Source organism: Pseudomonas sp. PDM09 (assembly GCF_014852305.1).
In the GTDB taxonomy this organism is placed as follows: domain Bacteria; phylum Pseudomonadota; class Gammaproteobacteria; order Pseudomonadales; family Pseudomonadaceae; genus Aquipseudomonas.
Genome location: NZ_JACVBI010000002.1, coordinates 79,141 through 101,234 on the forward strand (window position 1 = coordinate 79,141; position 22,094 = coordinate 101,234).

Consider the following 22,094-nt stretch of genomic DNA (forward strand, 5'->3'; position numbering starts at 1 on the left):
GCTTTATTATGGATGCAATATGACGTAGGTAATATTTTCTGGCAATGGGTTCAGGCTGCCGGTTGTCAGGTTGGCTTTGAGTGACAGAACGCATCGCGGGCTTCTTTTATCGAAGCCTTGGCCGCCCGCCCTCATTTTTTGATTCTGATTCAACATCCCATCCAGTCTTCCGACGGGGTCACAACACGGGGGATCGAGGGAATCCATTGCTTCCAGTTAATAGGAAGCATTACTATTCACGCCTCCCCTCCACAGCACACCGCAATGACCCCCAAGCTGCCCCGCAGACACGGCTTTTTCGAGCATTACGAAGAGTTGATCGGCACCTGGACCCGTCGCCTGAGAAATCGTCAGCAGGCAGAGGACCTGGCCCACGACACCTTCGTGCGGGTGCTTGAGTCCGATTCGGCGGCGGTGCAACAACCTCGGGCATATTTGCACCAGACCGCACGCAACATTGCGGTGGACGGTTATCGGCGTGAGGATCGGCGGGGCGCCATGGAGTCGGAGGCGATCGATCACAGTGTGTCGTCGTCCGGCGACCCGGAGCATTTCATGCACGCGATCCAGTTGGCCGATTCCATCGAACGGGCGCTCACCGAGCTGCCGGTCAACTGCCGCAAGGTGTTCGTCTGGCAGAAGATCGAAGGCCTGACCCAGGCCGAAATCGCCGAACGCCTGGGGCTGTCCAAGAACATGGTGGAAAAGTATATGATCCGCACCCTGCGGCATCTGCGTGATCGCCTGGACGGGTTACAGCCATGATTCGCCGCACCTTCTCATCCCCGGCCAAACAGGACTTTCCATGATGGATACTCGTGATTGTGCGTGCGGGCAAACAACGGTTCGCGACGACGCGGCGCGGTGGTTTGTGCGTTTGCAGGAGCCTGCCGTCAACGCCGAAGAGCGGCGAGGTTTCGAGGTCTGGCTGGACGAACACCCGCAGCATCGTGACGAATATCAAATGCTCCAGAGCCTGTGGGCGGCGGCCGATCTGCTGCCGGCCAAGCGTTTGCACGCCTTGTGCGAAACTTCGCCGGCCCGCGGCAAACGTCGTCCGTTGGTGCGTTATGCAGTGGCCGCCAGTGTGTTGGCAGTGGCGCTCGGCCTGGGGTTGTTCAGTGGCTTGAACCCTCCGGCGACCTACACGGCTGAATATTCCACGGCCCTTGGCGAGCGTCGTCATGTGGCGTTGCCGGACGGTTCGGTGATCGATCTGAACAGCCGCAGCCAGGTACAGGTGCGCTATGAAAAGGATCGTCGCGGCATCGAGTTGACGCAAGGCGAGGCGATGTTCAGCGTCGAGCACGACAGCAGCCGACCATTCGTGGTCGAGGCGGGCAGCGGCAAGGTCACGGTCACCGGCACCCGTTTCGACGTGCGTCGCGACAGCGCCGAAACCCGGGTCGCGGTGGAGCAGGGCACGGTCAAGGTTCAAGGCGACGGCGACGAATTCGTCAGTCTCACCGCCGGCCTCGGTACTCGCGTCGATGCCCAGGGCATTGTCGCCGCCGCTTATGCGGTCAACCCTGCGGAACTGACCGCATGGCGCAGCGGAAAACTGGTGTTCAACAACGCCAGCCTCAGCGAAGTGGCCGAAGAAGTGTCGCGCTATCGGGAAAAACCGCTGACGGTTGGTAGTGCCAAAGTGGGCAATCTACGCCTGACCAGCGTGTTCAAATCCGACAATACCGACGCACTGCTAAAGGCCTTGCCGAGCATTCTGCCGGTGGCCATCCGCACCCTGGATGACGGCAGTCAGGAAATAATTGCCCGATAGATTCAGGTTTTTTTCGAGTTCTTCGTCTTCTTGTCCAACTGCGACTGGTTTGCATTAACAGCCGCACACTCTTGCGATCCACAGGACAACGTTCGACGTGAAGAAAACCACCGCTAAAAATAACAAATCATCCTGGCTGCCCCTCGCGCTTGCCCTGGCGGTCAGCTCAGCGCTGCCCCAGGCGTTCGCCGCCGATGCCATTCATATTCAGGCGCAGCCACTGGGCCAGGCCTTGAGTCAGCTGGGCCAGCAAACCTCGCTGCAGGTTTTTTTCAGCCCGGAACTGGTGGCCGGCAAACAAGCCCCGGCAGTCGACGGTAATCTCTCGCCGGAACAAGCCTTGCGCGAATTACTGCAAGGCAGCGGTCTGCAATACCAGATCGATGAAGGCTCGGTAACGCTGATGCCAGCCCCGACTTCCGCCGCCAACGGCCCGCTGGAGCTGGGCGTGACCGACATCAAAGTGGTCGGCGACTGGCTCGGTGATGCCGACGCGGCTGTGGTGCAAAACCATCCCGGCGCACGCACGGTGATCCGTCGTGAAGCCATGGTCGAGCAGGGCGCGATGAACGTTGGTGACGTGCTGCGTCGCGTACCCGGCGTGCAAGTGCAGGACGCCAACGGCACCGGCGGCAGCGATATTTCCCTGAACGTTGGCGTGCGCGGCCTGACCTCGCGCCTGTCGCCACGCTCCACCGTACTGATCGACGGCGTGCCGGCCGCCTTCGCCCCTTATGGCCAACCGCAGCTGTCCATGGCGCCGATTTCCTCTGGCAACCTCGACAGCATCGACGTGGTGCGCGGCGCCGGTTCCGTACGTTATGGGCCGCAGAACGTCGGTGGCGTGATCAATTTCGTTACCCGCGCGATCCCGGAGAAGGCCACCGGCGAAATCGGCACCACCCTGGAAACCACCCAGCGCGGCGGCTGGAAACACATCGACACCGCGTTTCTGGGTGGCACCGCCGATAACGGCATGGGCGTGGCGCTGTTGTATTCCGGGGTGAACGGCAACGGTTATCGCAAAAGCAACAACAGCAATGACATCGACGACGTGATCCTCAAGACCCATTGGGCACCCACCGATCAGGACGATTTCAGCCTCAATTTCCATTACTACGACGCCAGCGCCGACATGCCCGGCGGCCTGACGCAGAAGCAGTACGACGCCGATCCGTTCCAGTCCGATCGTGACCATGACAACTTCAGCGGCCGCCGCAAGGACGTGTCCTTCAAGTGGATTCGGCAGATCGACGACCGCACCCAGGCCGAAGTGCTGACCTACTATTCCGACAGCTTCCGTGGCAGCACCATCGCCGCACGCGACCAGAAAACCCTCAGCTCTTATCCGCGCACTTACTACACCTTCGGCATCGAACCGCGGGTGTCCCATGTATTCGATCTGGGCCCGACCACTCAGGAAGCCAGCGTCGGTTATCGCTACCTGAAAGAGGGCATGCATGAAGAGGCGAGCCGCCTGGCGCTGGTGAACAATCAGCCGGTGGTCACCAGAACCTCCGATGGCCATGTGTTCCAGGATCGTACCGGCGGCACCGAAGCCCATGCCGTGTACATCGATGACAAGATCGACGTCGGCAACTGGACCGTGACCCCCGGCATCCGTTTTGAAAGCATCAGTACCGAATGGCACGATCGGCCGGTTCTCGACACCGCTGGCAAACCTGTGCAGGAAAAGCGCCGCAGCATCGACAGCAACGAACCGCTGCCGGCCCTGAGCGTGATGTATCACATGTCCGAGGCCTGGAAGCTGTTCGCCAACTACGAAACTTCTTTCGGCAGCCTGCAATATTTCCAGCTCGGTCAGGGTGGTTCGGGTGACAACACCGCCAACGGCCTGAACCCGGAAAAGGCCAAGACCTACGAGATCGGTACGCGCTACAACGATGACGTGTGGGGCGGGGAAGTGACGCTGTTCTACATCGACTTCGATAAGGAACTGCAATACATCAGCAATGATGTGGGCTGGACCAACCTCGGCGCCACCACGCACCAGGGCCTGGAAGCCTCGGTGCACTACGACATGGCGGCGCTGGACCCACGACTCGACGGCCTGACCGCCAACGCCGGTTTCACCTATACACGCGCCGTTTATGAAGGCGAGATTCCAGGCTTCAAGGGCCGTGACCTGCCGTTCTACTCGCGTCAGGTGGCCACCGCCGGCCTGCGTTACGACATCAACCGCTGGACCTACAACCTCGATGCCTTTGCCCAGTCCAAACAGCGCTCGCCAGGCACCGCGGTGAACGCTGATGGCAGCTTCAGCGGCAACTACATCACCGAAGGTTCAGCAGACGGCCAGTACGGCGACATCCCGGGTTACGTCACCTGGAACGTGCGTGGCGGGTATGACTTCGGCTCGCAACTGTCGAACCTGAAAGTCGGGGCAGGGGTGAAGAACATTTTCGACAAGCAGTACTTCACCCGCTCCAGCGACAACAACTCGGGGATGTACGTCGGCGCACCGCGTACGTTCTTTGTGCAGGTCAGCGTCGGGTTCTGATAGACCGAGTTGACTTCATCGCGGGCAAGCCCGTTCCCGCATGACTTTTTGCGTACACAAAATCTGTGTTCACTGAAGATCCTTGTGGGAGCGGGCTTGCTCGCGAAGACGGACATCCAGCCGATAAAGCCGTCGCCTGACACAACGCTTTCGCGAGCAAGCCCGCTCCCACTTTGGATTTGTGTCGTACACCAATGCTGTGTTCACCGAAGGCCCTTGTGGGAGCGAGGCTTGCCCGCGAAGCTTTTAAACCTTCAACACCTTCCCGCCAATCGCCACGGCCACCAGCAACACTGCCATCAACCCAAAGGCAAAACTCAAGCTGCTGCCATGGGCGATAAAGCCGATCACCGCAGGCCCGGCGAGAATCCCTGCATAACCCAGAGTGGTGATGGCCGGCACGGCAATGCTTTCCGGCATGACGGTCTGTTTGCCCACGGCGGTATAGAGCACTGGCACAATGTTCGAGCAACCAGCCCCCAGCAACGCATAACCCACCAGTGCCGCTTCCCAGCTCGGGGCAAATGTCGCCAGTGCCAGGCCCGCCGCGGCCGTCAGCCCACCGAATACAATCACCCGCGTATAACCAAGACGCCGAACAATCCTGTCGCCGGTCAAGCGCCCGACGGTCATGGTCAGCGCAAACGCCGCATAACCCAGCCCCGCATACGCCGTGTCGATCCCGCGCTCCTGCGCCAGGAACACCGCGCTCCAGTCGAGCGCAGCGCCTTCGGCCAGGAACACGATGAAACACATCCCGCCGATAAACAGCACGATGCCATGGGGTACGGCGAATGCCGGGCCGGAGCTTTCACTGCCGTAAGGCAACAGGTGCGGCGCGGCTTTAAGCAATGCCAGCACTAGAATCACGATCACCACCAACATCGCCCCCAGCGGCGAAAAACCCAAACCGAGCAGGGCGCTGACACCCGCCGCGCCGACGATCCCGCCGAGGCTGAACAGCCCATGAAACCCCGACATCATGTTCTTGCCGCTGGCCCGCTCGACGATCACCGCTTGCAGGTTCACCGTCGAATCCACCGTGCCCAGGCCCGCGCCGAACATGAACAACGCGGCGATCAACGCCGGAATCGAAGACACCGTCGCCAACAGCGGCAGCGCCGCACAGATCAACAAGGTGCCGCCGCTCAACACCCGACGGCAGCCGAAGCGCGTCGCCAGAATCCCGGCCATCGGCATCGCCAGAATCGAGCCCACCCCCAGGCACAACAGCAACAGCCCAAGGGTGCCTTCATCCAGCCCGGCCCGTGCCTTGGCGTAAGGCACCAGCGGCGCCCAGGCCGCGATGCCGAAGCCAGCGATGAAGAAAGCGATGCGAGTGGACATCTGTTCCAGACGTCCGGGGACGAAGGTGGCTTGGGTGTTGAGGCTGGTCATATCGATCCTTGGCAAAAAACGTCGCGTCCCCAAGGGACAGTGAACAACCACAAAGGGTTCGATCATCACGTCCGGGTGGGGCCGCAGTCAGGCAGGGTGACATCCTTGCACAGCCAGCCGCTGTTTCGCGATATCGTCGACACATCAATTGTTCATAGAGAGGAGGCGCCATGACGCGGATGTACGATGCCCGGGGCAATATCTATGCGGTGGTGACGCCTGACAACGTGCGCGGTAACGGAGTTGAATTGCCTGCGCTGGCCAGCCATGCCGCGCAGACCCGTGAGGCCTGGGCAATGTCGGCCATCGAGGCGTTCTGTGCTTGGACCCCGGGTACACAGCCGCCCGGTAGCAAGGCGCATCGTTGCGATGGTCTGCTGGTGGGGCCGTTTCAATCGTCGCCGCCGTTTGACCTGCTGATCGTCAATACCGACGGCACCCTGGCCGAGCGCAGTGGCAATGGCCTGACGATTTTTTCCCAGGCCCTGAGTGAACAAGGACTGATGCCGGAAGAAGCCTGTCAGCTGCGGGTTCATCACGACAAGAGCGATGCGGTTTCGCCGCTGGAGACTTCAGTGAAACCCGCTGAAATCGATGGTGTGCAAGGGTTCTGGCTGGATTTGGGAAAGCCTTCGTTCGGGCCGCAAGCGGTGGGTGCGCGCGAGGTTGAACGCGTGACGCTGAATGATCGTGAAGTCAGCCATGTGCAGCCGTTGTCAGCGCTTGATCCTGTCTGGAACCGGAGCCAGTTTGTGCGCATCGGCAATCCGCATTGCGTGACGCTGCTGGCGAATGCCGACGCGTTGCCGAGCAATGAGCAGATGCGTGAGCCGCCATTGGCGCAAGGCTTGATGCGTATTGCCTATGCCATGCCGACCGGGGCAGGGCAGCCATGCGCGGCAGGGGTGAACCTGCAATGGGCGATGCTTGAGTCCGAGGGCCGAATCGTTGCGCGGGTGTTCGAGCGTGGCGAAGGGCCGACCGCCTCGTCGGGCACCAGCGCCAGTGCGGTGGCGTGTGCGGCGTGGCGCGTGGGTTGGGTGGCGACGGGGGAAGTGAAGGTGGTCATGCCTGGCGGTACGGCGCCGATTCTGCTGGAGGAGTTGGAGGGCGAGTTGAGCCGGGTGAGGTTGTTTGGTACGGCGCGGTTGATGGGTTGAATTCAAGATCGCCTTCGCGAGCAAGCCCGCTCTCACAGTAGTTTTGCGTCGATCACAAATCCACTGTGGGAGCGGGCTTGCTCGCGAAGGGGCCATCACATTCAACGATGTTTCAGCTCAGACCACTGAATTCCACCACCGGCATCTGCCGCTTCATCAACACCTTACCCTCGCGAACCGAATACAGCGGCAAACCCTGGCTGCGAATCACCTCATAATCGCTGTCCGCCGACAGAATCAGCAGATTCGCCGGTCGCCCTTGTTCCAGTCCATAGCGATCACCCAGATTCATGGCCTTGGCACTGTTGTCGGTCACCAGATCCAGCGCACTTTGCAGATTGCGATAACCGAGCATGTGGCAGATGTGCAATCCAGCCTCGAGCACCCGCAAAATGTTGCCGTTACCCAACGGATACCACGGGTCGACGATCGAGTCCTGGCCGAAGCACACGTTCATCCCCGCTTCGAGCAACTCATTCACCCGGGTCACGCCGCGGCGTTTCGGGAAGCTGTCGAAGCGTCCTTGCAGGTGAATGCTTTCGGTGGGGCAGGAGACAAAGCTGATCCCCGAATGCCCGAGCAGCCGAAAGAGCTTGGCGCAGTAGGCGTTATCGTAGGAGCCCATGGCCGTGGTGTGGCTGGCGGTGACGCGCGAACCCATGTCGCGGCTGCGGGCCTCTTCGGCCAGCACTTCAAGGAAGCGTGAGTGCGGGTCGTCGGTTTCGTCGCAATGCACGTCCACCAGGCAACCGGTGCGCTCGGCCAGGTCCATGAGAAACTTCACCGAACTGACGCCCTGATCCCGGGTGTACTCGAAATGCGGAATGCCCCCGACCACATCGGCGCCCAGGCGGATCGCTTCTTCCATCAGCTCCCGACCGTTGCGGTACGACTCGATGCCTTCCTGGGGGAACGCGACGATTTGCAGGTCGATCAGATGACGGCTTTCCTCGCGGACTTCAAGCATCGCCTTGAGCGCCGTCAGCTCCGGGTCAGTGACGTCGACGTGGGTACGCACATGCTGAATGCCGTGGGCGGCGAGGGTCTGGATGGTCTTCTTGGCGCGGGTCTTGGTGTCTTCCTGGGTGATGGTCGCCTTGCGCTCGCCCCAGCACTCGATGCCTTCGAACAGCGTGCCGCTCATGTTCCAGCGCGGCTCGCCGGCGGTCAGGGTGGCGTCGAGGTGAATGTGCGGCTCGACGAAGGGCGGCACCACCAGATTACCACCGGCGTCCAGGTCGTCAGGCCCCAGTGACGGGGCTTCGGTTTGCCGGGCGATGCTGTGAATCAGGCCGTTTTCCAGGTGCAACTCATGCAGGCCTTCTTGGTTACGCAGACGGGCGTTGATGATGTGCATCAGGCAATCCTTCTTATAGATCTTGGAGTGGCGCGTCGGCGGTACGGGCACCCAGTACGCCGGTCAATAACACATACGTTAGCGCGGCAGCGGCAATCCCTACCAGCGGCGCGACCCATGGCGAGTTGAAGGCGGCGACCGTGCCGACCGCATAGGCAGTCAGGCCAGACCAGTTGAACGCGGGCAATTGTGTATCCGCCAGGCGGGGATAGTGACCCCGATAGCGAAAGAAAAAGTCCGCCATGATCACCCCGCCAATCGGCGGAATGACCGTGCCCAGCAGAATCAGGTAAGGCACCAGCATGTCGTACATGCCCAGCAGCGCCAGCAGCGTGCCGATCACCGCGCCGGCCAGGGTCACGGTTTTTCGACGGTCGGTGCGCAGCAGGTTGCAGCCAGCGACGGCGAAGTTGTAGATGGTGTTGTCCTGAGTACTCCAGATGTTGAGCAGCAACATCGCCATCGCGGCCATGGCGAAGCCTTGCAACAGCAGCACTTCGACCACATCCGGTTGCTGATAGACGATGGCGCCGTAGGCACCGATCAACACCATCAGACCGTTGCCGACGAAGAAGCCGATCAGGCTCGCCAGCACCGCCACCCGCGCCGAACGGGAGAAGCGTGTCCAGTTGGTGGCTTGCGTCGCACCGCTGACGAATGTGCCGAACACCAGGGTAATGGCGGTCGACCAATCCAGCGTTCCGGTCGGAACCACCGCGAGCAAGCCCTCGAGACCGCCGACCTTCACCGTGGCGACCCACATCGACAGCATCAGCAGCAACATCATGGCCGGCACGGCGATGTACGACAGAATCTCCAACCCTCGATAGCCAATGTACGCCGTGGCGCAGAAGCCCAGGCCGAACAGCACCATCAACCCGAGAACCGTGCCCTCGCTCAGTTCGAAATATTTTCCCAGCACCACTGCCGCCGTCGCGGTGCCCCAGGCATACCAGCCGATCTGGGTGAAACCGAGGATCAGGTCGCTGAGTTTGCTGCCCACTTCACCAAAGCAGAAACGTCCCATCAGCACCGAGTTCAGGCCGCTCTTGAAGGCGATATAGCCCAGCCCCGCAGCATAAATTCCCAGCAGCAGATTGCCGACGATAATCACCGCCATCATCTCGCCGAAACTGAACGCCACGCCAAGCTTGCCACCGGCAAACATGGTCGCGGTGAAGAAGGTAAAACCCAGTAGCACCATGGCGGTGGAGGCGAGTCCCTTGCGGGCATGCATCGGGACTTCGCTGAGGGGGTAATCGTTGCCCGAATCGTTCTGCGTCATATGGCGTTCCTTGCTGGATGGAGGACGCGGGGGGTGTTGCAGTGGTCGTGCCAAGCGTGGGGTGGCGTAGTTATTTATAGCCAAGCCGACGGAGTTGGCCCGCAGAGGGCTCGAAAGCGGTGCGGGGTTGAGTCAAATTGGAACATTTGTTGATCGTTCCCACGCTCTGCGTGGGAATGCAGCGCGGGACGCTCCGCGTCCCTTCCGAGGCGGGCGCAGAGCGTCCATTGAGGCATTCCCACGAAGAGCGTGGGAACGATCATCATCAACCGGCCAACGGCAAAAACCGCAGCAGCGCCGCCACAATCACCTCCGGCGCATCCTCCTGAACCAGATGCCCGGCATTGGCAATGGCATGAAACTGCGACCCCGCAATCATCTGTTGCAGCGCCCGGCCGCGCTCGATGGGAATCCACTGATCGTCCTCTCCCCAAAGAATCTGCACCGGGCAGCGAACCGTCGGATACAGCCCTTCGACCTCGCGGGTATAACGTTCATCCATCTGCGCGATCTGCCGATAGAACGCTGCTTGCCCAGGTTCCCCAAGCCATGGCCGCACATAGGGCGCCAGCTCTTGATCGGGAATCTCGCGCTTGATCGCGCCGCGAATATAGGCCGGCACAATCGCCTGCTGAATGTAATCGGGCAAGCCGCCGAATGCGGCTTCATGCTGACGCACATGCTGCACGAATGGCGAACCCCAGGGCGACAGCGCCACTGGATCGATCAGCGTCAGGCTGCGGTAATCCTTGCCATTGAGCAGATGCGCGCGCAACGCAGTGGCGCCGCCGAAATCGTGGGCCACCACGTCTGGCCGTTGCAGGCCCCAGTGCTCCAGCAATTGCGCCAACAGCTGGTTTTGTACGCCCAGCGACACATCGCCGTCCGGCTGAGTGGATTGCCCGTAACCCAGCAGATCGAAGTAGTGCACCCGGTGCGTGGTGATGAAGTGCGGCGCAATCCGGTGCCATACATAAGAAGAGAAGGGCGTGCCATGCACGAAAACCAGCGGCGGCCCGTCGCCACGCACGGCGTAGCGCACGGAATGCCCGTTGAAGCGATAGGTCTGAGCCAGCGGCCAGTCAGCCATGGGAGCGTCCTCTTGGCATGTGCGAGCCAAGAAGCATAGGCATAAAAAAACAGCCATTGAAGGCTGTTTTATTATTCACTGACGAAACGCAGTTCCACCTGTGGGAGCGGGCTTGCTCGCGAAGGCGTCGTGTCAGGCGACATCGATGTTGACTGTGCCGCCGCCTTCGCGAGCAAGCCCGCTCCCACAGGGGATTTTTGTTGTCTTTAGATCGGTTTACTCACCGCGATAGATGCAACCGCTGGTGCACGTTTCGTGGATGCGAATCGCGCTGAGTTCCGGCAGCAGGGGCTTCAATTCATTCCAGATCCACTTGGCCAGCACTTCGCTGGTCGGGTTTTCCAGGCCGGGAATGTCGTTCAAGTAGTTATGGTCCAGACGCTCGTAGAGCGGCTTGAAGATCGCCTTGATTTCCGAGAAGTCGCGGATCCAGCCCGTGTGCGGATCGAGGTCACCGCTCAGGTGAATCGCCACTTTGAACGAGTGACCGTGCAGGCGACCGCACTTGTGGCCGTCCGGCACGTGGGGCAGGCGGTGGGCGGATTCGAAAGTAAATTCCTTGAAGATTTCCACAGTGTTTTCAGCTCTGTTCAGGTGGCGTTCGCCGCAGCGATTCGGGCAGGCGGCGAGTTTAACAGCTTGTCCTGACTAAAGGGTCAGCAAGCGCTCGCCGAGGCGACCGTTGGCGGTCAGTTCGAGGAATTCGTCACCCAGCCTGCGGCTTTCATCCATCGTCGTGCGCCAGTATTTCTGCCGGCTCGGGGCGTCGCCCATGAAGCGCTTGAAATCGTTACGGTCCGGCAGTTTGCCGTAGGGCAGGCGCGACAGATATTCCTTTGATGGCGCCAGCAACAGAACATCCTGCAAGCGCGCAGGACAGGCGCGGCGCCACGGCAGCGTCTTGTCGAACCAGCCGGGGATCACTCGATCAGTGAAGTGCGGATACAGCACGATGTCATTGCCGCTGTAGGGCAAGTCGAGGTGATAGTCCAGCAGTCCGCCATCGCGAAACGTCCCGTCACCGGCACCCGGCAGGTCGCGCACGCCTTGCATGACCATGGGGATCGAACCCGAGGCGAGGAGGGCCTGGCGCAGGTTGCCGGCATCCAGCGCAACGAAGCGCGACGGGAAGTCATTCAGCGCGTTGACCGGTGGCGCCAGACGCGGGTCGTGGAGGATCAGCCGCTCGAAATGCCGCGACAGCCGCGCGCGCCCGCGCAGGTTGTCGGCGATCACCGATGACAGGCCCAGCCCCAGTCGACCGCGATGATCGTCCGCCAGCAGGCCGTGACTTTTGACCACCATGATGTTCAGTCGGTAGTGGGCGTTGTCCAGAATCGAGGCATCGCGGCCGTCGAGCAAGTCATCGAGCATGCGCCGGGAACTCTGGCTGATCTGCGCCATGGTCACGCCCTTGGCGAAATTCTGCTCGGTGTACAGATGACCGAGGCGGCGGATGCCTTCGGCGGCATCCGGCAGGCAGGCGCTGGCGAACCGCCAGGAACCCACCGAGGCGCCGATCAGCGAACGCTCCCGGGGCGCCGCCGGCAGCCATTCGCCGAACAGCGCCAGATCCAGCCCCTGAATCCCCAACGCCTTCGGGCCACCGGCGGCGCCCGGCAACGTGCCCACATCGGCGGCGCTCAAGCCATTTGCACGGATGCGCGCCAAGGCTCGCGGGCCGGCCTTGAGCGTCAGGGAAGGGAACTTGATATGGATCGCGGTCATACCGGTCTCGATGTCTGGCAGGCGGCGATTATGTGGGAGCGGGCTTGCTCGCGAAAGCGGTGTAACAGTCGACATTTTTGCTGAATGTTGAACCGCCTTCGCGAGCAAGCCCGCTCCCACAGGTTTTGTGTATGGCTGCGATATCGTGGTGCTATTCCCAATGATGGCAATTCAGTTTCAGTTAAGTTCGAATCACTAAGGTAGCTCTCGTAGCAACACATAAAAAAATACGGAGACACCCATGAAAATCCTGACTGCCCTGTTCACCGCCTCCATCATCGCCATGACTGCCAGCATCGCCCACGCGCGAGACCTCGGCCCCGACGAAGCCCTGAGACTGCGCGACGCTGGTACCATTGTGTCCTTCGAGAAGCTCAACGCCACGGCATTGGCCAAACACCCCGGCGCCAAAATCAGCGAAACCGAGCTAGAAGAGTACGGCAAGTACATCTACCAGGTGGAACTGCGCGACCCGCAGGGCCTTGAGTGGGGCCTGGAATTGGACGCTGTCAGCGGGCAGGTTCTCAAGGATCATCAGGATACGTAATGAAGGTGTTTTCTTTAAATCGCCGCGCCAGCAGCCGAATGGCGCTGGCGCTCCTGGCTTTTTGCTCGGTGGTCATGGCCCGCGACCTGGATCAGGACGAGGCCCTGCGCCTGCGCCAACAAGGTGTGATCCTGCCGCTGGAGCAGCTCTTGCAGCAAGCGCTGGACCTCTATCCCGGGGCCAAGCTGCTGGAAGCCGAGCTTGAGGAAAAACACGACGTCTACATTTATGAGGTCGAGCTGCTGACCACCGAAGGCGTGGTGCGCGAGCTGGACCTCGACGCCACCACCGGCCACTTACTGAAAGACAAGGAAGATTGACCGATGCGTTTGCTCCTGGTGGAAGACCACGTGCCGCTGGCCGACGAATTGATGGCCGGCCTCAACCGGCAGGGTTACGCCGTGGACTGGCTGGCCGACGGCCGCGATGCGGTGTATCAGGGCAGCAGCGAGCCTTATGACCTGATCATTCTCGACCTCGGACTGCCGGGTTTGCCGGGGCTCGACGTGCTGGCGCAATGGCGGGCCGGCGGCTTGGCCACGCCAGTGCTGATCCTCACCGCGCGCGGTTCCTGGGCCGAGCGGATCGAAGGCCTCAAGGCCGGTGCTGATGATTACCTGCCCAAACCGTTTCACCCCGAAGAACTGCACCTGCGAGTCCAGGCATTGTTGCGCCGCTCCCACGGTCACGCCAATCAGCCGACGCTCAAGGCCGCCGGTTTGCATCTGGATGAAGGTCGCCAGTGCGTGACCCGCGACGGTGCGGACATCCAGCTCACCGCCGCCGAGTTTCGCCTGCTGCGTTATTTCATGCTGCACCCTGAACAGATCCTTTCCAAAAGCCACCTCGCTGAACACCTCTACGACGGTGAAACCGAGCGCGATTCCAACGTGCTGGAAGTTCACGTCAACCACCTGCGACGCAAGCTCGGCCGCGGCGTGATCGAAACCCGTCGCGGTCAGGGTTACCTGTTCGGCGGGCAAGCCCAGTGAAGTCGATCCAGCGCCGCTTGAGCCTGGGCCTGATCAGCGTGATGGTGATCGTCGGCCTGGTGCTGGCGCAAACCAGCCTGTGGCTGTTCGAAATGGGGTTGCAACGCTACCTCGAAGACGGGTTGCGCAACGACAGCGAAAACCTGCTGGTGGCGCTGGTGCGTGGGCCGCAGGGTTTGCAACTGGATGAGCGGCATTTGTCGCCAGCCTATCAGCGACCGTTCTCCGGGCATTACTTCCGTATCGATTTCGCCAACAGCCATTGGCGCTCCCGCTCGTTATGGGATCAGGAGCTTCCGCAGCTTGAACATCCTGGCCTGCATAGCAATCTGCAATTGGGGCCGGAAGGCCAGCAGTTGTTGGTGTTGCGTTCGGACTATCGCCGGTTGGGCCAAGCGATTTCCATCAGCGTCGCCCAGGACTACACCCCGGTGCGCGAGAGCTTTCGGCGCATGCAGCAGGTCGGTCTGGGGTTGGGGCTGGCGGGGCTGTTGTTGATTTTGCTATTGCAACGGATCACCGTGCGCCGCGCCTTGCGCCCCCTGGAAAAGGCTCGCGAGCAAATCGCCCAATTGCAGCAGGGCCAGCGTTCGCAACTCGACGAAGAAGTACCGCTGGAGCTGGAACCGCTGGTGGCGCAGATCAACCATTTGCTGGCCCACACCGAAGACAGCCTCAAGCGTTCACGCAACGCCTTGGGCAACCTCGGCCATGCCTTGAAAACCCCGCTGGCGGTGTTGTTGAGCCTGGCTTCCAGCGAAAAACTCGATGCTCACCCGCAGTTGCGCAAAGTCATGCAGGCGCAACTGGAACAGGTTCAGCAACGGCTCAATCGCGAACTTAACCGCGCCCGGCTGTCCGGGGATGCACTGCCGGGAGCGTTGTTCGATTGTGATGCCGAGCTACCGGGGTTGTTAGCCACGTTGAACATGATCCACGGCGAACACCTCGACTTGAGCTACCGCGCGCCTGCCGGTTTGCAACTGCCGTGGGATCGCGAAGACTTGCTGGAGTTGCTCGGCAACCTGCTGGACAACGCCTGCAAATGGGCGGATGCCGAGGTGCGGCTGAGCGTGGTCGAAACGGCTGAAGGGTTTGAGTTGAGCGTGGTAGACGATGGGCCGGGAATTCCCGAAGAGCAGCGCACTCAGGTGTTCAGCCGCGGTACCCGGCTGGATGAACAGACGGATGGGCATGGCTTGGGCTTGGGCATCGTGCGCGACATCGTCGATACGTGGGGCGGGGTGTTGAAGTTGCAGGAAAGCGAGTGGGAAGGGTTGAAAGTCACGATCGAACTGCCCAAACGCTGACTCCGATCCAAAGAACACTGCTTAACCTGTGGGAGCGGGCTTGCTCGCGAAGACGGCGGCACAGTCAACATCGATATCGCCTGACACAACGCCATCGCGGGCAAGCCCGCTCCCACATTGGATCTGTATCGCCTGCAAATTTTGCGGATAACCGCTAACCCTGTGGGAGCGAGCCTGCTCGCGATAGCGGCGGTACAGTCAATATCAATGTCGTTGAAAATCAAAAGATCGCAGGCTTCGGCAGCGCCTACAGGGGTTGGCGTTGGCTTTGACAAGGCGGCAGCGGTCCGGCACAGTGCGCGCCCTCTAATAAAACCCATTTCTCCTAATCCGCTGGCGGCGCTCATACAGACGGCCGGCCGGACTCATTCCGTTTGGCGGTGATTGCCTCACCGCGCTGCTTTGAGGTAACAACAATGAATGCAGTAATTGCCGCGGTCGGCATCATGCTGATACTCAGCCTGTCCCGCGTGCATGTGGTGATCGCGCTGATTGTGGGGGCGCTGGTCGGTGGTTTGACCGGTGGTCTGGGCATCGACGCGACCCTTAAAGCTTTCAACAGCGGCCTCGGCGGCGGGGCGACGGTTGCGTTGTCCTATGCCTTGCTCGGCGCGTTCGCGGTGGCCATCGCCAAGTCCGGCCTGGCCCATGCGCTGGCCGACAGGGCCCTGGCTATGGTCGATCGCCAGCACGCCAACGGTGGCGGAAACGTCAAATGGCTGCTGATCGGCCTGCTGTGGGTGGTGGCCATCGCCTCCCAGAACATTTTGCCGATTCATATCGCCTTTATCCCGTTGCTGGTGCCGCCACTGTTATATGTGCTGACCAAACTGCAACTGGACCGTCGTTTGATTGCCTGCGTCATTACGTTCGGTCTGATCACGCCGTACATGTTCCTGCCCGTGGGCTTCGGCAACATCTTTCTCAATGAAATCCTGCTGGCCAACGTCGCCCGTAGCGGGGTAGACATCAGCGGTATCAACGTCACCCATGCCATGGGCATTCCGGCGCTGGGCATGGTTTTTGGTCTCGCGGCAGCCTTCATCAGCTATCGCAAGAAGCGCGTTTACGATCTGGAAAAGATCGAGCAGGTTGAACAGGTCGCGGTGCAGTACAACCCCATGAGCCTGGTGATCGCCGGTCTGGCGATTGCCGCCGCGTTCATTGTTCAGTTGCTGCTGGACTCGATGATTATCGGGGCGCTGGTGGGCTTCCTGATCTTTTCGGTGTCGGGCATCGTCAAATGGCGCGACACCGATGATCTGTTCACCGAAGGCATGAAGATGATGGCGATGATCGGCTTCATCATGATCGCGGCGTCCGGGTTTGGCGAAGTGATCAAAGCCACCGGGCAAGTGCAAACGCTGGTCGAAACCTCGGCCTCGTGGATCGGCCACAGCAAAGCCATTGGCGCGCTGCTGATGTTGCTGGTGGGCCTGTTGGTGACCATGGGCATTGGCTCGTCGTTTTCCACCGTCCCGATTCTGGCGGTGATTTTCGTGCCGTTGTGCGTGCAACTGGGCTTCAGCCCGATCGCCATCGTGAGCATCGTCGGCACCGCCGGCGCATTGGGCGACGCCGGGTCACCCGCGTCGGACTCGACCCTGGGCCCGACCTCCGGTCTGAACATCGACGGCCAGCATCACCACATCTGGGACACCGTGGTCCCGACCTTCCTGCACTACAACCTGCCATTGCTGGCGTTTGGCTGGGTGGCGGCGATGGTTCTGTAACGGCTACTACCCCTGTGGGAGCGAGCCTGCTCGCGATTGCGATCTGTCAGTCACATTGATGCTGAAGGTATCGCCGCCATCGCGAGCAGGCTCGCTCCCACAATGATCGCGTTCAACTTTTGAATTGGCCTGCCGTTATAGCCTTTAACCACGCCAACAAAATCAAAAGAGTGAACGTCATGCGCATGAGCCTGAAGGCTAAAGTCCTGTCCCTTGCCGTCCTCCCGGTGCTGCTCTTTGCGCTGGTCATCAGCCTGACCACATTGTTCATTCTGCAGGAGCAGGCCCGCAAGGAAGTCGAGGAAACTCGTCAGCGCCTGCTCAGCGATGCCAAGGCAACCCTGCAAAGTTACGTTGCCGTGGCCATGACCACGATCAAACCGCTCTACGACGCGGCCGCTCCCGGCGATGACGCAGCGCGGGCGCAGGCGATCAAGTTGCTGTCGAGCATCACCTACGGCAAGGACGGCTACTTCTTCGGCTACGACTCCAACACCGTGCGCCTGTTCAAGGCCAACAGCCCCGAAGGCGTGGGCCAGAGCTTCAAGGACAACCGCGACCCGAACGGCGTCTACGTCAACCGCGACCTGGTGAAAGTCGCCAAGGACGGTACTCACTACCTGCAATACAGCTCGACGCTGCCCGGTAACACCCAAGTGCTGGTGCCCAAACTCGGCTACACCGAATACCTGTCGAAGTGGGACATGGCGGTCGGCACCTCGGTCAACCTTGACGGCATCGAAGCGCAAGTGGCGCTGGTTGAGATCAAGGTCCAGGAACGCATGCAAGGCGTGGTGCTGAGCATTGTCGGGATTGCCGTGGTGGTGCTGCTAATGATCGCGGCTGCCGGAATGCTGTTGGCCAACACGATTCTGCGTCCGCTGAACCTGATGAAAGCCAACCTCGACGACATCGCGGCGGGCGAGGGCGACCTGACCCGGCGTCTGACCATCACCAGCCAGGATGAACTCGGCCAACTGGCCGGCTCGTTCAACCGTTTCGTCGACAAGATCCACGGTCTGGTACGGCAGATCACTGAAATGACCTCGCAACTGACCGGGCTGGTGAATCAGGTGTCCGATCAGGCCCAGCGTTCGGATCAGGCCATGGAGCGTCAGCGTCACGAAACCGATCAGGTAGCCACGGCGATCAACGAAATGTCGGCGGCGGCCCAGGAAGTGGCCAAGAGTGCACAAAACGCGGCGGTCGCTGCCCAGCAGACCGACGAAGAAGGCCAGGCCGCCAAGCGTGTGGTGGCCGGCAGCATTGTGAAGATTCATGCGTTGGTGAATGACATTCGCAGCAGCGGCGTGTCGCTCGACAGCCTGCAGAAAGACGTGTCGTCGATTGTCAGCGTGCTCGGGGTGATCCGTTCGATTGCCGAGCAGACCAACCTGCTGGCGCTCAACGCTGCTATTGAAGCCGCCCGCGCCGGTGAGGCCGGGCGTGGTTTTGCGGTGGTCGCCGACGAAGTGCGTGCATTGGCCAGTCGCACGCAAATCAGCACCCAGGAAATCCAGAGCATGATCGACCGCTTGCAGGCCGGCACCCAATCGGCGGTCGAAGCCATGCGCCGCTCCAGCGAGGCCGGCGACGGCACGTCGGCCCAGGCCAACGAGGCCGGGGCATCTCTGGACGCCATGGCCCAATTGATCGGCACCATCAACTCGATGAACGCCCAGATCGCCAGCGCCGCCGAAGAGCAAACCGCCGTGGCCGAAGAGATCAACCGCAGCGTGCACCAGATCGCCGTGGCCGTAGACAGCGTCGCCGACGAAACCCAACTCGGCGCCCAGACCTCGCGCAGCCTGGCCGACCTCGGTCAACGCCTGGGGCAACTGGTCGGGCAATTCCGTATTTGATTGATGTTGCTCGTATGGCGAGGGGGGCTTCCAGTCAAACGCGATCTGTAGCAGCTGCCGAGCCTGCGAGGCTGCGTTCGGCTGCGAAGCAGTCGTTAATTCAGGCAGCGATGGCCTTCAGATAAACCGCGTTCTCAGGATTTGCGAGGACTTCGTCCTCGAACGCAGCCTCGCAGGCTCGACAGCTGCTACCGGGATGCTGCATCGCGACTACCCTCATTAGTAAGCAAACACCGTCCAAGGGTTTGTTTGAACCCGTTTGGGGGACGAGCGGTCATTTGCTTCAGGTATCGCGCACCCGCGGCACCTTGACGACCACAACAATGGAGTCAGACTCATGATCGACAGTGAAAGTATCTGCGACTGCCCCAAATGTTCCTGCAAACTGGGCGAACATCCGATCGCGCGTCACGGCAAGCACTATTGCTGTGAAGCCTGCGCCAAACATCACGAACACGGCGAAACCTGCGCCACCAAAGGCTGCAAGTGTGCTCAACACTGACCGTTCAGCCAAAAAAGTGGAGCCGTCCAGGCTCCACTTCGGTTTGAATCTTTCCCCTCCTTTTTGACGCTCAACTGGCGGGTCGCCAGGTCACATTCTCGATGCCGAATTTCTCTGCCAGCGGTTTGCTGGTCTTCTGCACCCTCTCACGGCCAAAGCGCGGGATCCTGCCGACTCCGGCATCGCAACTTGCCCAGTGCCAAGCCTCTGCATTGTCCATTTTGTCGAGGCGGATAATGAAAGACTTGGGCTGGCCATGAAGGGTGTATTCAATGACGAAAAGTTTTGCGTTGTTCATAAAACCCGTATTCCTCCCTGTAGTTATAGAGGGATCACGAGGCGCGGCGAAAATTCAGTCGAATTGTCGGACGGTGACAGTGACTGGCGACAGCCGGGCGCCTCGTGATCCTGGAGCCTTCCTGACCCCAGATGATCCTAGTCTATGGCCCAAGGTGCGCCGGCGGAACCATCCCAGTCGGCATCTTTGTCGCATGTTCTGGCCCTATCGCGAGCAGGCTCGCTCCCACAGTTGATCTGCGCCGCTCACATGATTTGTGACCAACACAGACCTCTGTGGGAGCGAGCCTGCTCGCGATGACGGACTGAAGCTGGACTCAGACCTCAGGCACACCTTTCTCCCAAACCGACCAATTCTGCAGAATCTCCTGCACCAACGGATTCCCCGTGCGGTACAGGTTCTCCAGCGCCGGCACAAAACCGCCTTGATCGGCATATTTAAGCAGGTTATCCACCTCGCTCTGGCCCGGCGCCGGCCGGTCGAAGTCGGAACCGGCGCGCACCACCGCCAGACGCCGGACGTCCACCAGCCCCTCGCGGCTGGCGCGCAGCAGCGCCTCGTAGGTGGAGTTGTCTTCCTGCTGAGTCGTGCAATACACCCCTTCGTTATTGGTCAACAGCTTGGTCCAGACTTCCGCGCGCTCACTCAAGCGCGTCCCGGAAAACCAGGTATTGCCCGCCAGCGTGTCGCACTGGGTCACTACTGGTGGCTGATTGGCCGGGGCCGACGGATATTTCAAGCGCCATGCCGCTGATTCCTTGCTCTCGCTCAGCTGAACCTTGTGGCTCAGGGCGAACGCCTTGGCCTGCAACTTCGGATTGAGTTCGAACACTTCGGTCTTGTAGTCCAGCGGTGGTTTTTCGTTCGGGCCTTTGGTGTTGATGCCCAGGTAACCGGTCGGCCAGTCTTTCGGCGCGTCCCGGGAATCCAGCTCCCACTGGGTGCCGAACTCCACCAGGTAGTGCGCCCACGCGGTGGTGCCGATGGTGCCGTGGTGCGGGCTGATGCCGGCAATCCCGGCGATCAGGAAGTAACTTTTGCGCAGGTCGAATTTCGGTGACAGCGCCAGGGCAAGGGTCGAGGCCGCGGCATTGGTCTGGCCCATGCCGGTGACCATCAGGCATACCTGTCGGGTATTGCAGCGAATATTCGGGTACTCGGCGGACAGGCCCGGTACGCGCACTTCTTGCTTGAGCTCCAGGCGATCGATCCAGTTCTGCGCCTCGGGGGCGAACATGGTGATCAGCATCACTTTCGGCTGGATCGGCGTGTCAACCGCCCAGGCAGAAGAAGAGAGCAGGGTGCTCATGGCCAAACCGACGGACAGGGAAAAACGGGTCATTGCCTTCATAAAACCTCCTTATTCAAATGAGCCTTAAAACTGATAACCGACACCGGCGTAGTAGCCCCAGCCGTTGGAACGGGCGCGGAAGTCACCGTCGCCGAAATTCAATTCACTGCCGTCGTCCCAGTTGCCGCCGTTGTGGAAGTAACGGCCGACCAGGGTGAAGCGCACGTGGGTGAAGGCGTAAAGCAACACGTTGGTGGCAACGGTGGCGTTGGCGGTGCGCGCGGGGTTGTCTTTGTGCAGGTCGGAGCCGAAGTCGAAGTTGGTGAAACCGATGTAGGTCAACGAAGCGCCGTTGCTGAAACTGCTGATGGGCACGATGTATTTGAGCTGGGCGCGGTAGCCGTCCCACGAATATTCATTACTGGCGCCGTAGTTTTCCCATTGGTAGCGACCATAGAAGTTGGCCGACAGGTTGACCCGCGAATGGGTGTCGATGTCGGTGCCCAAGCCGCTGTACAGCGTGTTTGCGCGGTTGGCGCTGTTGCTGCCGTGGTCGTAGATCCAGTCGAACGCCACGTACCACTCCTTGAACGGCCCGACGGCCAGGCTGCGGCCGGCCAGGTAGTCGATGGAGATCCGTGGTTCGTGCTCCATGAACACCGGCGAGCCGTGGTCCCAGACACCTTTGTCATGGCTGTTGCCGATGTCGAAGATCTTTGGAATGTCGATGTAGCCGTACAACTCAAACGGGCCCTTGCGGCCGAAGTATTCATATTCCAGGTAGATATCGTCGGCCGGTTGCGGGCCGAAGCTGATGTCTTTGCTGCCGATGACAGTCAGGTCCTGGTTGAACCAGTCCGACAGGTAGGCGCCTTTTTTCGGCGGGCTGGCTTCAGGGCTGAGGGCTTCGCCTTGGGCGGATTCTTCGGCGGTGGCCGGTTGGGCCAAAACGTGGCTGCTGAGTAGTCCTGTAACGCTGGCCAGCAGCAAGGAAACAGCAAAAGTGCGTGAGCAAGTCACGCGATTGGAGGTGCAATGCATTAAAAGTCCCTTTTCGTGCGGATCGAAAGCCCGATGGTGCGGGGGGGCGCAGATAGGTGGCGAACAGGCCGGTATCGGCGACTCGCAAACGTTTGCACAAGGCATACCAGTTTTGTTCAAGGCACGGAAAAATCTAAGGAATTAACGGTTTAACTGTCCTTTCGGTCAAGGAATTCGGAGGGAGGGGCAGAACGAGTGA

Annotated in this window: 20 protein-coding genes and 1 pseudogene; 12 read left to right on the forward strand and 9 right to left on the reverse strand. The window is 60.6% G+C overall.

The window, feature by feature from the left end:
- The first annotated feature begins 264 nt into the window (after positions 1–264).
- The 3 genes from IB250_RS04955 to IB250_RS04965 all read left to right on the forward strand — a co-directional run bounded on the left by IB250_RS04955 (position 265) and on the right by IB250_RS04965 (position 4,301).
- On the forward strand, positions 265–765 hold the full coding sequence (locus IB250_RS04955; RefSeq protein WP_007907700.1) for a sigma-70 family RNA polymerase sigma factor: 501 nt from the start codon (positions 265–267) through the stop codon (positions 763–765).
- A 40-nt stretch (positions 766–805) separates the two neighbouring features.
- Positions 806–1,780 (forward strand): FecR family protein, encoded by a 975-nt coding sequence (locus tag IB250_RS04960; protein ID WP_192343256.1) that lies wholly within the window; start codon positions 806–808, stop codon positions 1,778–1,780.
- 97 nt (positions 1,781–1,877) lie between these two features.
- Positions 1,878–4,301 carry a TonB-dependent siderophore receptor gene (locus IB250_RS04965; RefSeq protein ID WP_192343257.1) on the forward strand — a complete coding sequence of 808 codons (2,424 nt, stop codon included), beginning with the start codon at positions 1,878–1,880 and terminating at the stop codon, positions 4,299–4,301.
- Between the two features lie 246 nt (positions 4,302–4,547).
- Here IB250_RS04965 and IB250_RS04970 read toward each other — a convergent pair whose 3' ends face one another.
- Positions 4,548–5,699, reverse strand: coding sequence for an MFS transporter (locus IB250_RS04970; protein WP_192343258.1), 1,152 nt, complete (start codon positions 5,697–5,699; stop codon positions 4,548–4,550).
- 170 nt (positions 5,700–5,869) lie between these two features.
- Here IB250_RS04970 and IB250_RS04975 point away from each other — a divergent pair, with 170 nt between their 5' ends.
- Positions 5,870–6,859: a diaminopimelate epimerase gene (locus IB250_RS04975; protein ID WP_192343259.1), complete on the forward strand. Its 990-nt coding sequence runs from the start codon at positions 5,870–5,872 to the stop codon at positions 6,857–6,859.
- 112 nt (positions 6,860–6,971) lie between these two features.
- Here IB250_RS04975 and codA read toward each other — a convergent pair whose 3' ends face one another.
- The 5 genes from codA to IB250_RS05000 form a co-directional block, all read right to left on the reverse strand.
- Entirely contained in the window at positions 6,972–8,216 is a 1,245-nt protein-coding gene (codA, locus tag IB250_RS04980) for a cytosine deaminase (protein WP_192343260.1), read from the reverse strand.
- A gap of 13 nt (positions 8,217–8,229) precedes the next feature.
- Positions 8,230–9,501, reverse strand: coding sequence for a cytosine permease (codB, locus tag IB250_RS04985; protein ID WP_192343261.1), 1,272 nt, complete (start codon positions 9,499–9,501; stop codon positions 8,230–8,232).
- A gap of 265 nt (positions 9,502–9,766) precedes the next feature.
- Positions 9,767–10,591: an alpha/beta fold hydrolase gene (locus IB250_RS04990; protein ID WP_192343262.1), complete on the reverse strand. Its 825-nt coding sequence runs from the start codon at positions 10,589–10,591 to the stop codon at positions 9,767–9,769.
- 216 nt (positions 10,592–10,807) lie between these two features.
- Positions 10,808–11,164 (reverse strand): 6-carboxytetrahydropterin synthase QueD, encoded by a 357-nt coding sequence (queD, locus tag IB250_RS04995; protein ID WP_003173033.1) that lies wholly within the window; start codon positions 11,162–11,164, stop codon positions 10,808–10,810.
- A gap of 75 nt (positions 11,165–11,239) precedes the next feature.
- Positions 11,240–12,319 (reverse strand): patatin-like phospholipase family protein, encoded by a 1,080-nt coding sequence (locus IB250_RS05000; RefSeq protein WP_192343263.1) that lies wholly within the window; start codon positions 12,317–12,319, stop codon positions 11,240–11,242.
- A gap of 241 nt (positions 12,320–12,560) precedes the next feature.
- Here IB250_RS05000 and IB250_RS05005 point away from each other — a divergent pair, with 241 nt between their 5' ends.
- The 8 genes and pseudogenes from IB250_RS05005 to IB250_RS05035 all read left to right on the forward strand — a co-directional run bounded on the left by IB250_RS05005 (position 12,561) and on the right by IB250_RS05035 (position 19,265).
- A complete protein-coding gene (locus IB250_RS05005; protein WP_192343264.1) occupies positions 12,561–12,866 on the forward strand; it encodes a PepSY domain-containing protein in 306 nt (101 codons plus the stop codon).
- Positions 12,866–13,186: a PepSY domain-containing protein gene (locus tag IB250_RS05010; RefSeq protein WP_007907721.1), complete on the forward strand. Its 321-nt coding sequence runs from the start codon at positions 12,866–12,868 to the stop codon at positions 13,184–13,186. The genes IB250_RS05005 and IB250_RS05010 overlap by 1 nt, the downstream gene beginning before the upstream one ends.
- Before the next feature lie 3 nt (positions 13,187–13,189).
- On the forward strand, positions 13,190–13,858 hold the full coding sequence (locus IB250_RS05015) for a response regulator transcription factor (protein ID WP_192343265.1): 669 nt from the start codon (positions 13,190–13,192) through the stop codon (positions 13,856–13,858).
- Complete coding sequence (locus tag IB250_RS05020) at positions 13,855–15,168, forward strand: sensor histidine kinase (protein ID WP_192343266.1); 1,314 nt, start codon at positions 13,855–13,857, stop codon at positions 15,166–15,168. The genes IB250_RS05015 and IB250_RS05020 overlap by 4 nt, the downstream gene beginning before the upstream one ends.
- A gap of 416 nt (positions 15,169–15,584) precedes the next feature.
- Positions 15,585–16,901 (forward strand): Na+/H+ antiporter family protein, encoded by a 1,317-nt coding sequence (locus IB250_RS05025; RefSeq protein ID WP_192343267.1) that lies wholly within the window; start codon positions 15,585–15,587, stop codon positions 16,899–16,901.
- 185 nt (positions 16,902–17,086) lie between these two features.
- A pseudogene (locus IB250_RS28995) lies at positions 17,087–17,905 on the forward strand (cache domain-containing protein); the annotation flags it as partial.
- 102 nt (positions 17,906–18,007) lie between these two features.
- Positions 18,008–18,763 carry a methyl-accepting chemotaxis protein gene (locus IB250_RS29000; protein ID WP_371317174.1) on the forward strand — a complete coding sequence of 252 codons (756 nt, stop codon included), beginning with the start codon at positions 18,008–18,010 and terminating at the stop codon, positions 18,761–18,763.
- 337 nt (positions 18,764–19,100) lie between these two features.
- Positions 19,101–19,265, forward strand: coding sequence for a metallothionein (locus IB250_RS05035; protein WP_192343269.1), 165 nt, complete (start codon positions 19,101–19,103; stop codon positions 19,263–19,265).
- 70 nt (positions 19,266–19,335) lie between these two features.
- Here IB250_RS05035 and IB250_RS05040 read toward each other — a convergent pair whose 3' ends face one another.
- The 3 genes from IB250_RS05040 to IB250_RS05050 all read right to left on the reverse strand — a co-directional run bounded on the left by IB250_RS05040 (position 19,336) and on the right by IB250_RS05050 (position 21,895).
- Positions 19,336–19,563 carry a DUF6555 family protein gene (locus IB250_RS05040; protein WP_008071169.1) on the reverse strand — a complete coding sequence of 76 codons (228 nt, stop codon included), beginning with the start codon at positions 19,561–19,563 and terminating at the stop codon, positions 19,336–19,338.
- A gap of 316 nt (positions 19,564–19,879) precedes the next feature.
- Entirely contained in the window at positions 19,880–20,914 is a 1,035-nt protein-coding gene (locus tag IB250_RS05045) for a purine-nucleoside phosphorylase (protein ID WP_192343270.1), read from the reverse strand.
- 24 nt (positions 20,915–20,938) lie between these two features.
- On the reverse strand, positions 20,939–21,895 hold the full coding sequence (locus IB250_RS05050) for a nucleoside-specific channel-forming protein Tsx (protein WP_192343271.1): 957 nt from the start codon (positions 21,893–21,895) through the stop codon (positions 20,939–20,941).
- Positions 21,896–22,094 lie beyond the last annotated feature (199 nt).

Excerpts from the sequence above, each read along its gene's own strand:
- IB250_RS04955 (WP_007907700.1), top strand. The coding sequence starts at position 265 with ATGACCCCCAAGCTGCCCCGCAGACACGGCTTTTTCGAGCATTACGAA.
- IB250_RS04960 (WP_192343256.1), top strand. The coding sequence starts at position 806 with ATGATGGATACTCGTGATTGTGCGTGCGGGCAAACAACGGTTCGCGAC.
- IB250_RS04970 (WP_192343258.1), bottom strand. The coding sequence starts at position 5,699 with ATGACCAGCCTCAACACCCAAGCCACCTTCGTCCCCGGACGTCTGGAA.
- IB250_RS04975 (WP_192343259.1), top strand. The coding sequence starts at position 5,870 with ATGACGCGGATGTACGATGCCCGGGGCAATATCTATGCGGTGGTGACG.
- codA (WP_192343260.1), bottom strand. The coding sequence starts at position 8,216 with ATGCACATCATCAACGCCCGTCTGCGTAACCAAGAAGGCCTGCATGAG.
- codB (WP_192343261.1), bottom strand. The coding sequence starts at position 9,501 with ATGACGCAGAACGATTCGGGCAACGATTACCCCCTCAGCGAAGTCCCG.
- IB250_RS04990 (WP_192343262.1), bottom strand. The coding sequence starts at position 10,591 with ATGGCTGACTGGCCGCTGGCTCAGACCTATCGCTTCAACGGGCATTCC.
- IB250_RS05000 (WP_192343263.1), bottom strand. The coding sequence starts at position 12,319 with ATGACCGCGATCCATATCAAGTTCCCTTCCCTGACGCTCAAGGCCGGC.
- IB250_RS05005 (WP_192343264.1), top strand. The coding sequence starts at position 12,561 with ATGAAAATCCTGACTGCCCTGTTCACCGCCTCCATCATCGCCATGACT.
- IB250_RS05010 (WP_007907721.1), top strand. The coding sequence starts at position 12,866 with ATGAAGGTGTTTTCTTTAAATCGCCGCGCCAGCAGCCGAATGGCGCTG.
- IB250_RS05015 (WP_192343265.1), top strand. The coding sequence starts at position 13,190 with ATGCGTTTGCTCCTGGTGGAAGACCACGTGCCGCTGGCCGACGAATTG.
- IB250_RS05025 (WP_192343267.1), top strand. The coding sequence starts at position 15,585 with ATGAATGCAGTAATTGCCGCGGTCGGCATCATGCTGATACTCAGCCTG.
- IB250_RS29000 (WP_371317174.1), top strand. The coding sequence starts at position 18,008 with ATGGAGCGTCAGCGTCACGAAACCGATCAGGTAGCCACGGCGATCAAC.
- IB250_RS05035 (WP_192343269.1), top strand. The coding sequence starts at position 19,101 with ATGATCGACAGTGAAAGTATCTGCGACTGCCCCAAATGTTCCTGCAAA.
- IB250_RS05040 (WP_008071169.1), bottom strand. The coding sequence starts at position 19,563 with ATGAACAACGCAAAACTTTTCGTCATTGAATACACCCTTCATGGCCAG.
- IB250_RS05045 (WP_192343270.1), bottom strand. The coding sequence starts at position 20,914 with ATGAAGGCAATGACCCGTTTTTCCCTGTCCGTCGGTTTGGCCATGAGC.
- IB250_RS05050 (WP_192343271.1), bottom strand. The coding sequence starts at position 21,895 with ATGCATTGCACCTCCAATCGCGTGACTTGCTCACGCACTTTTGCTGTT.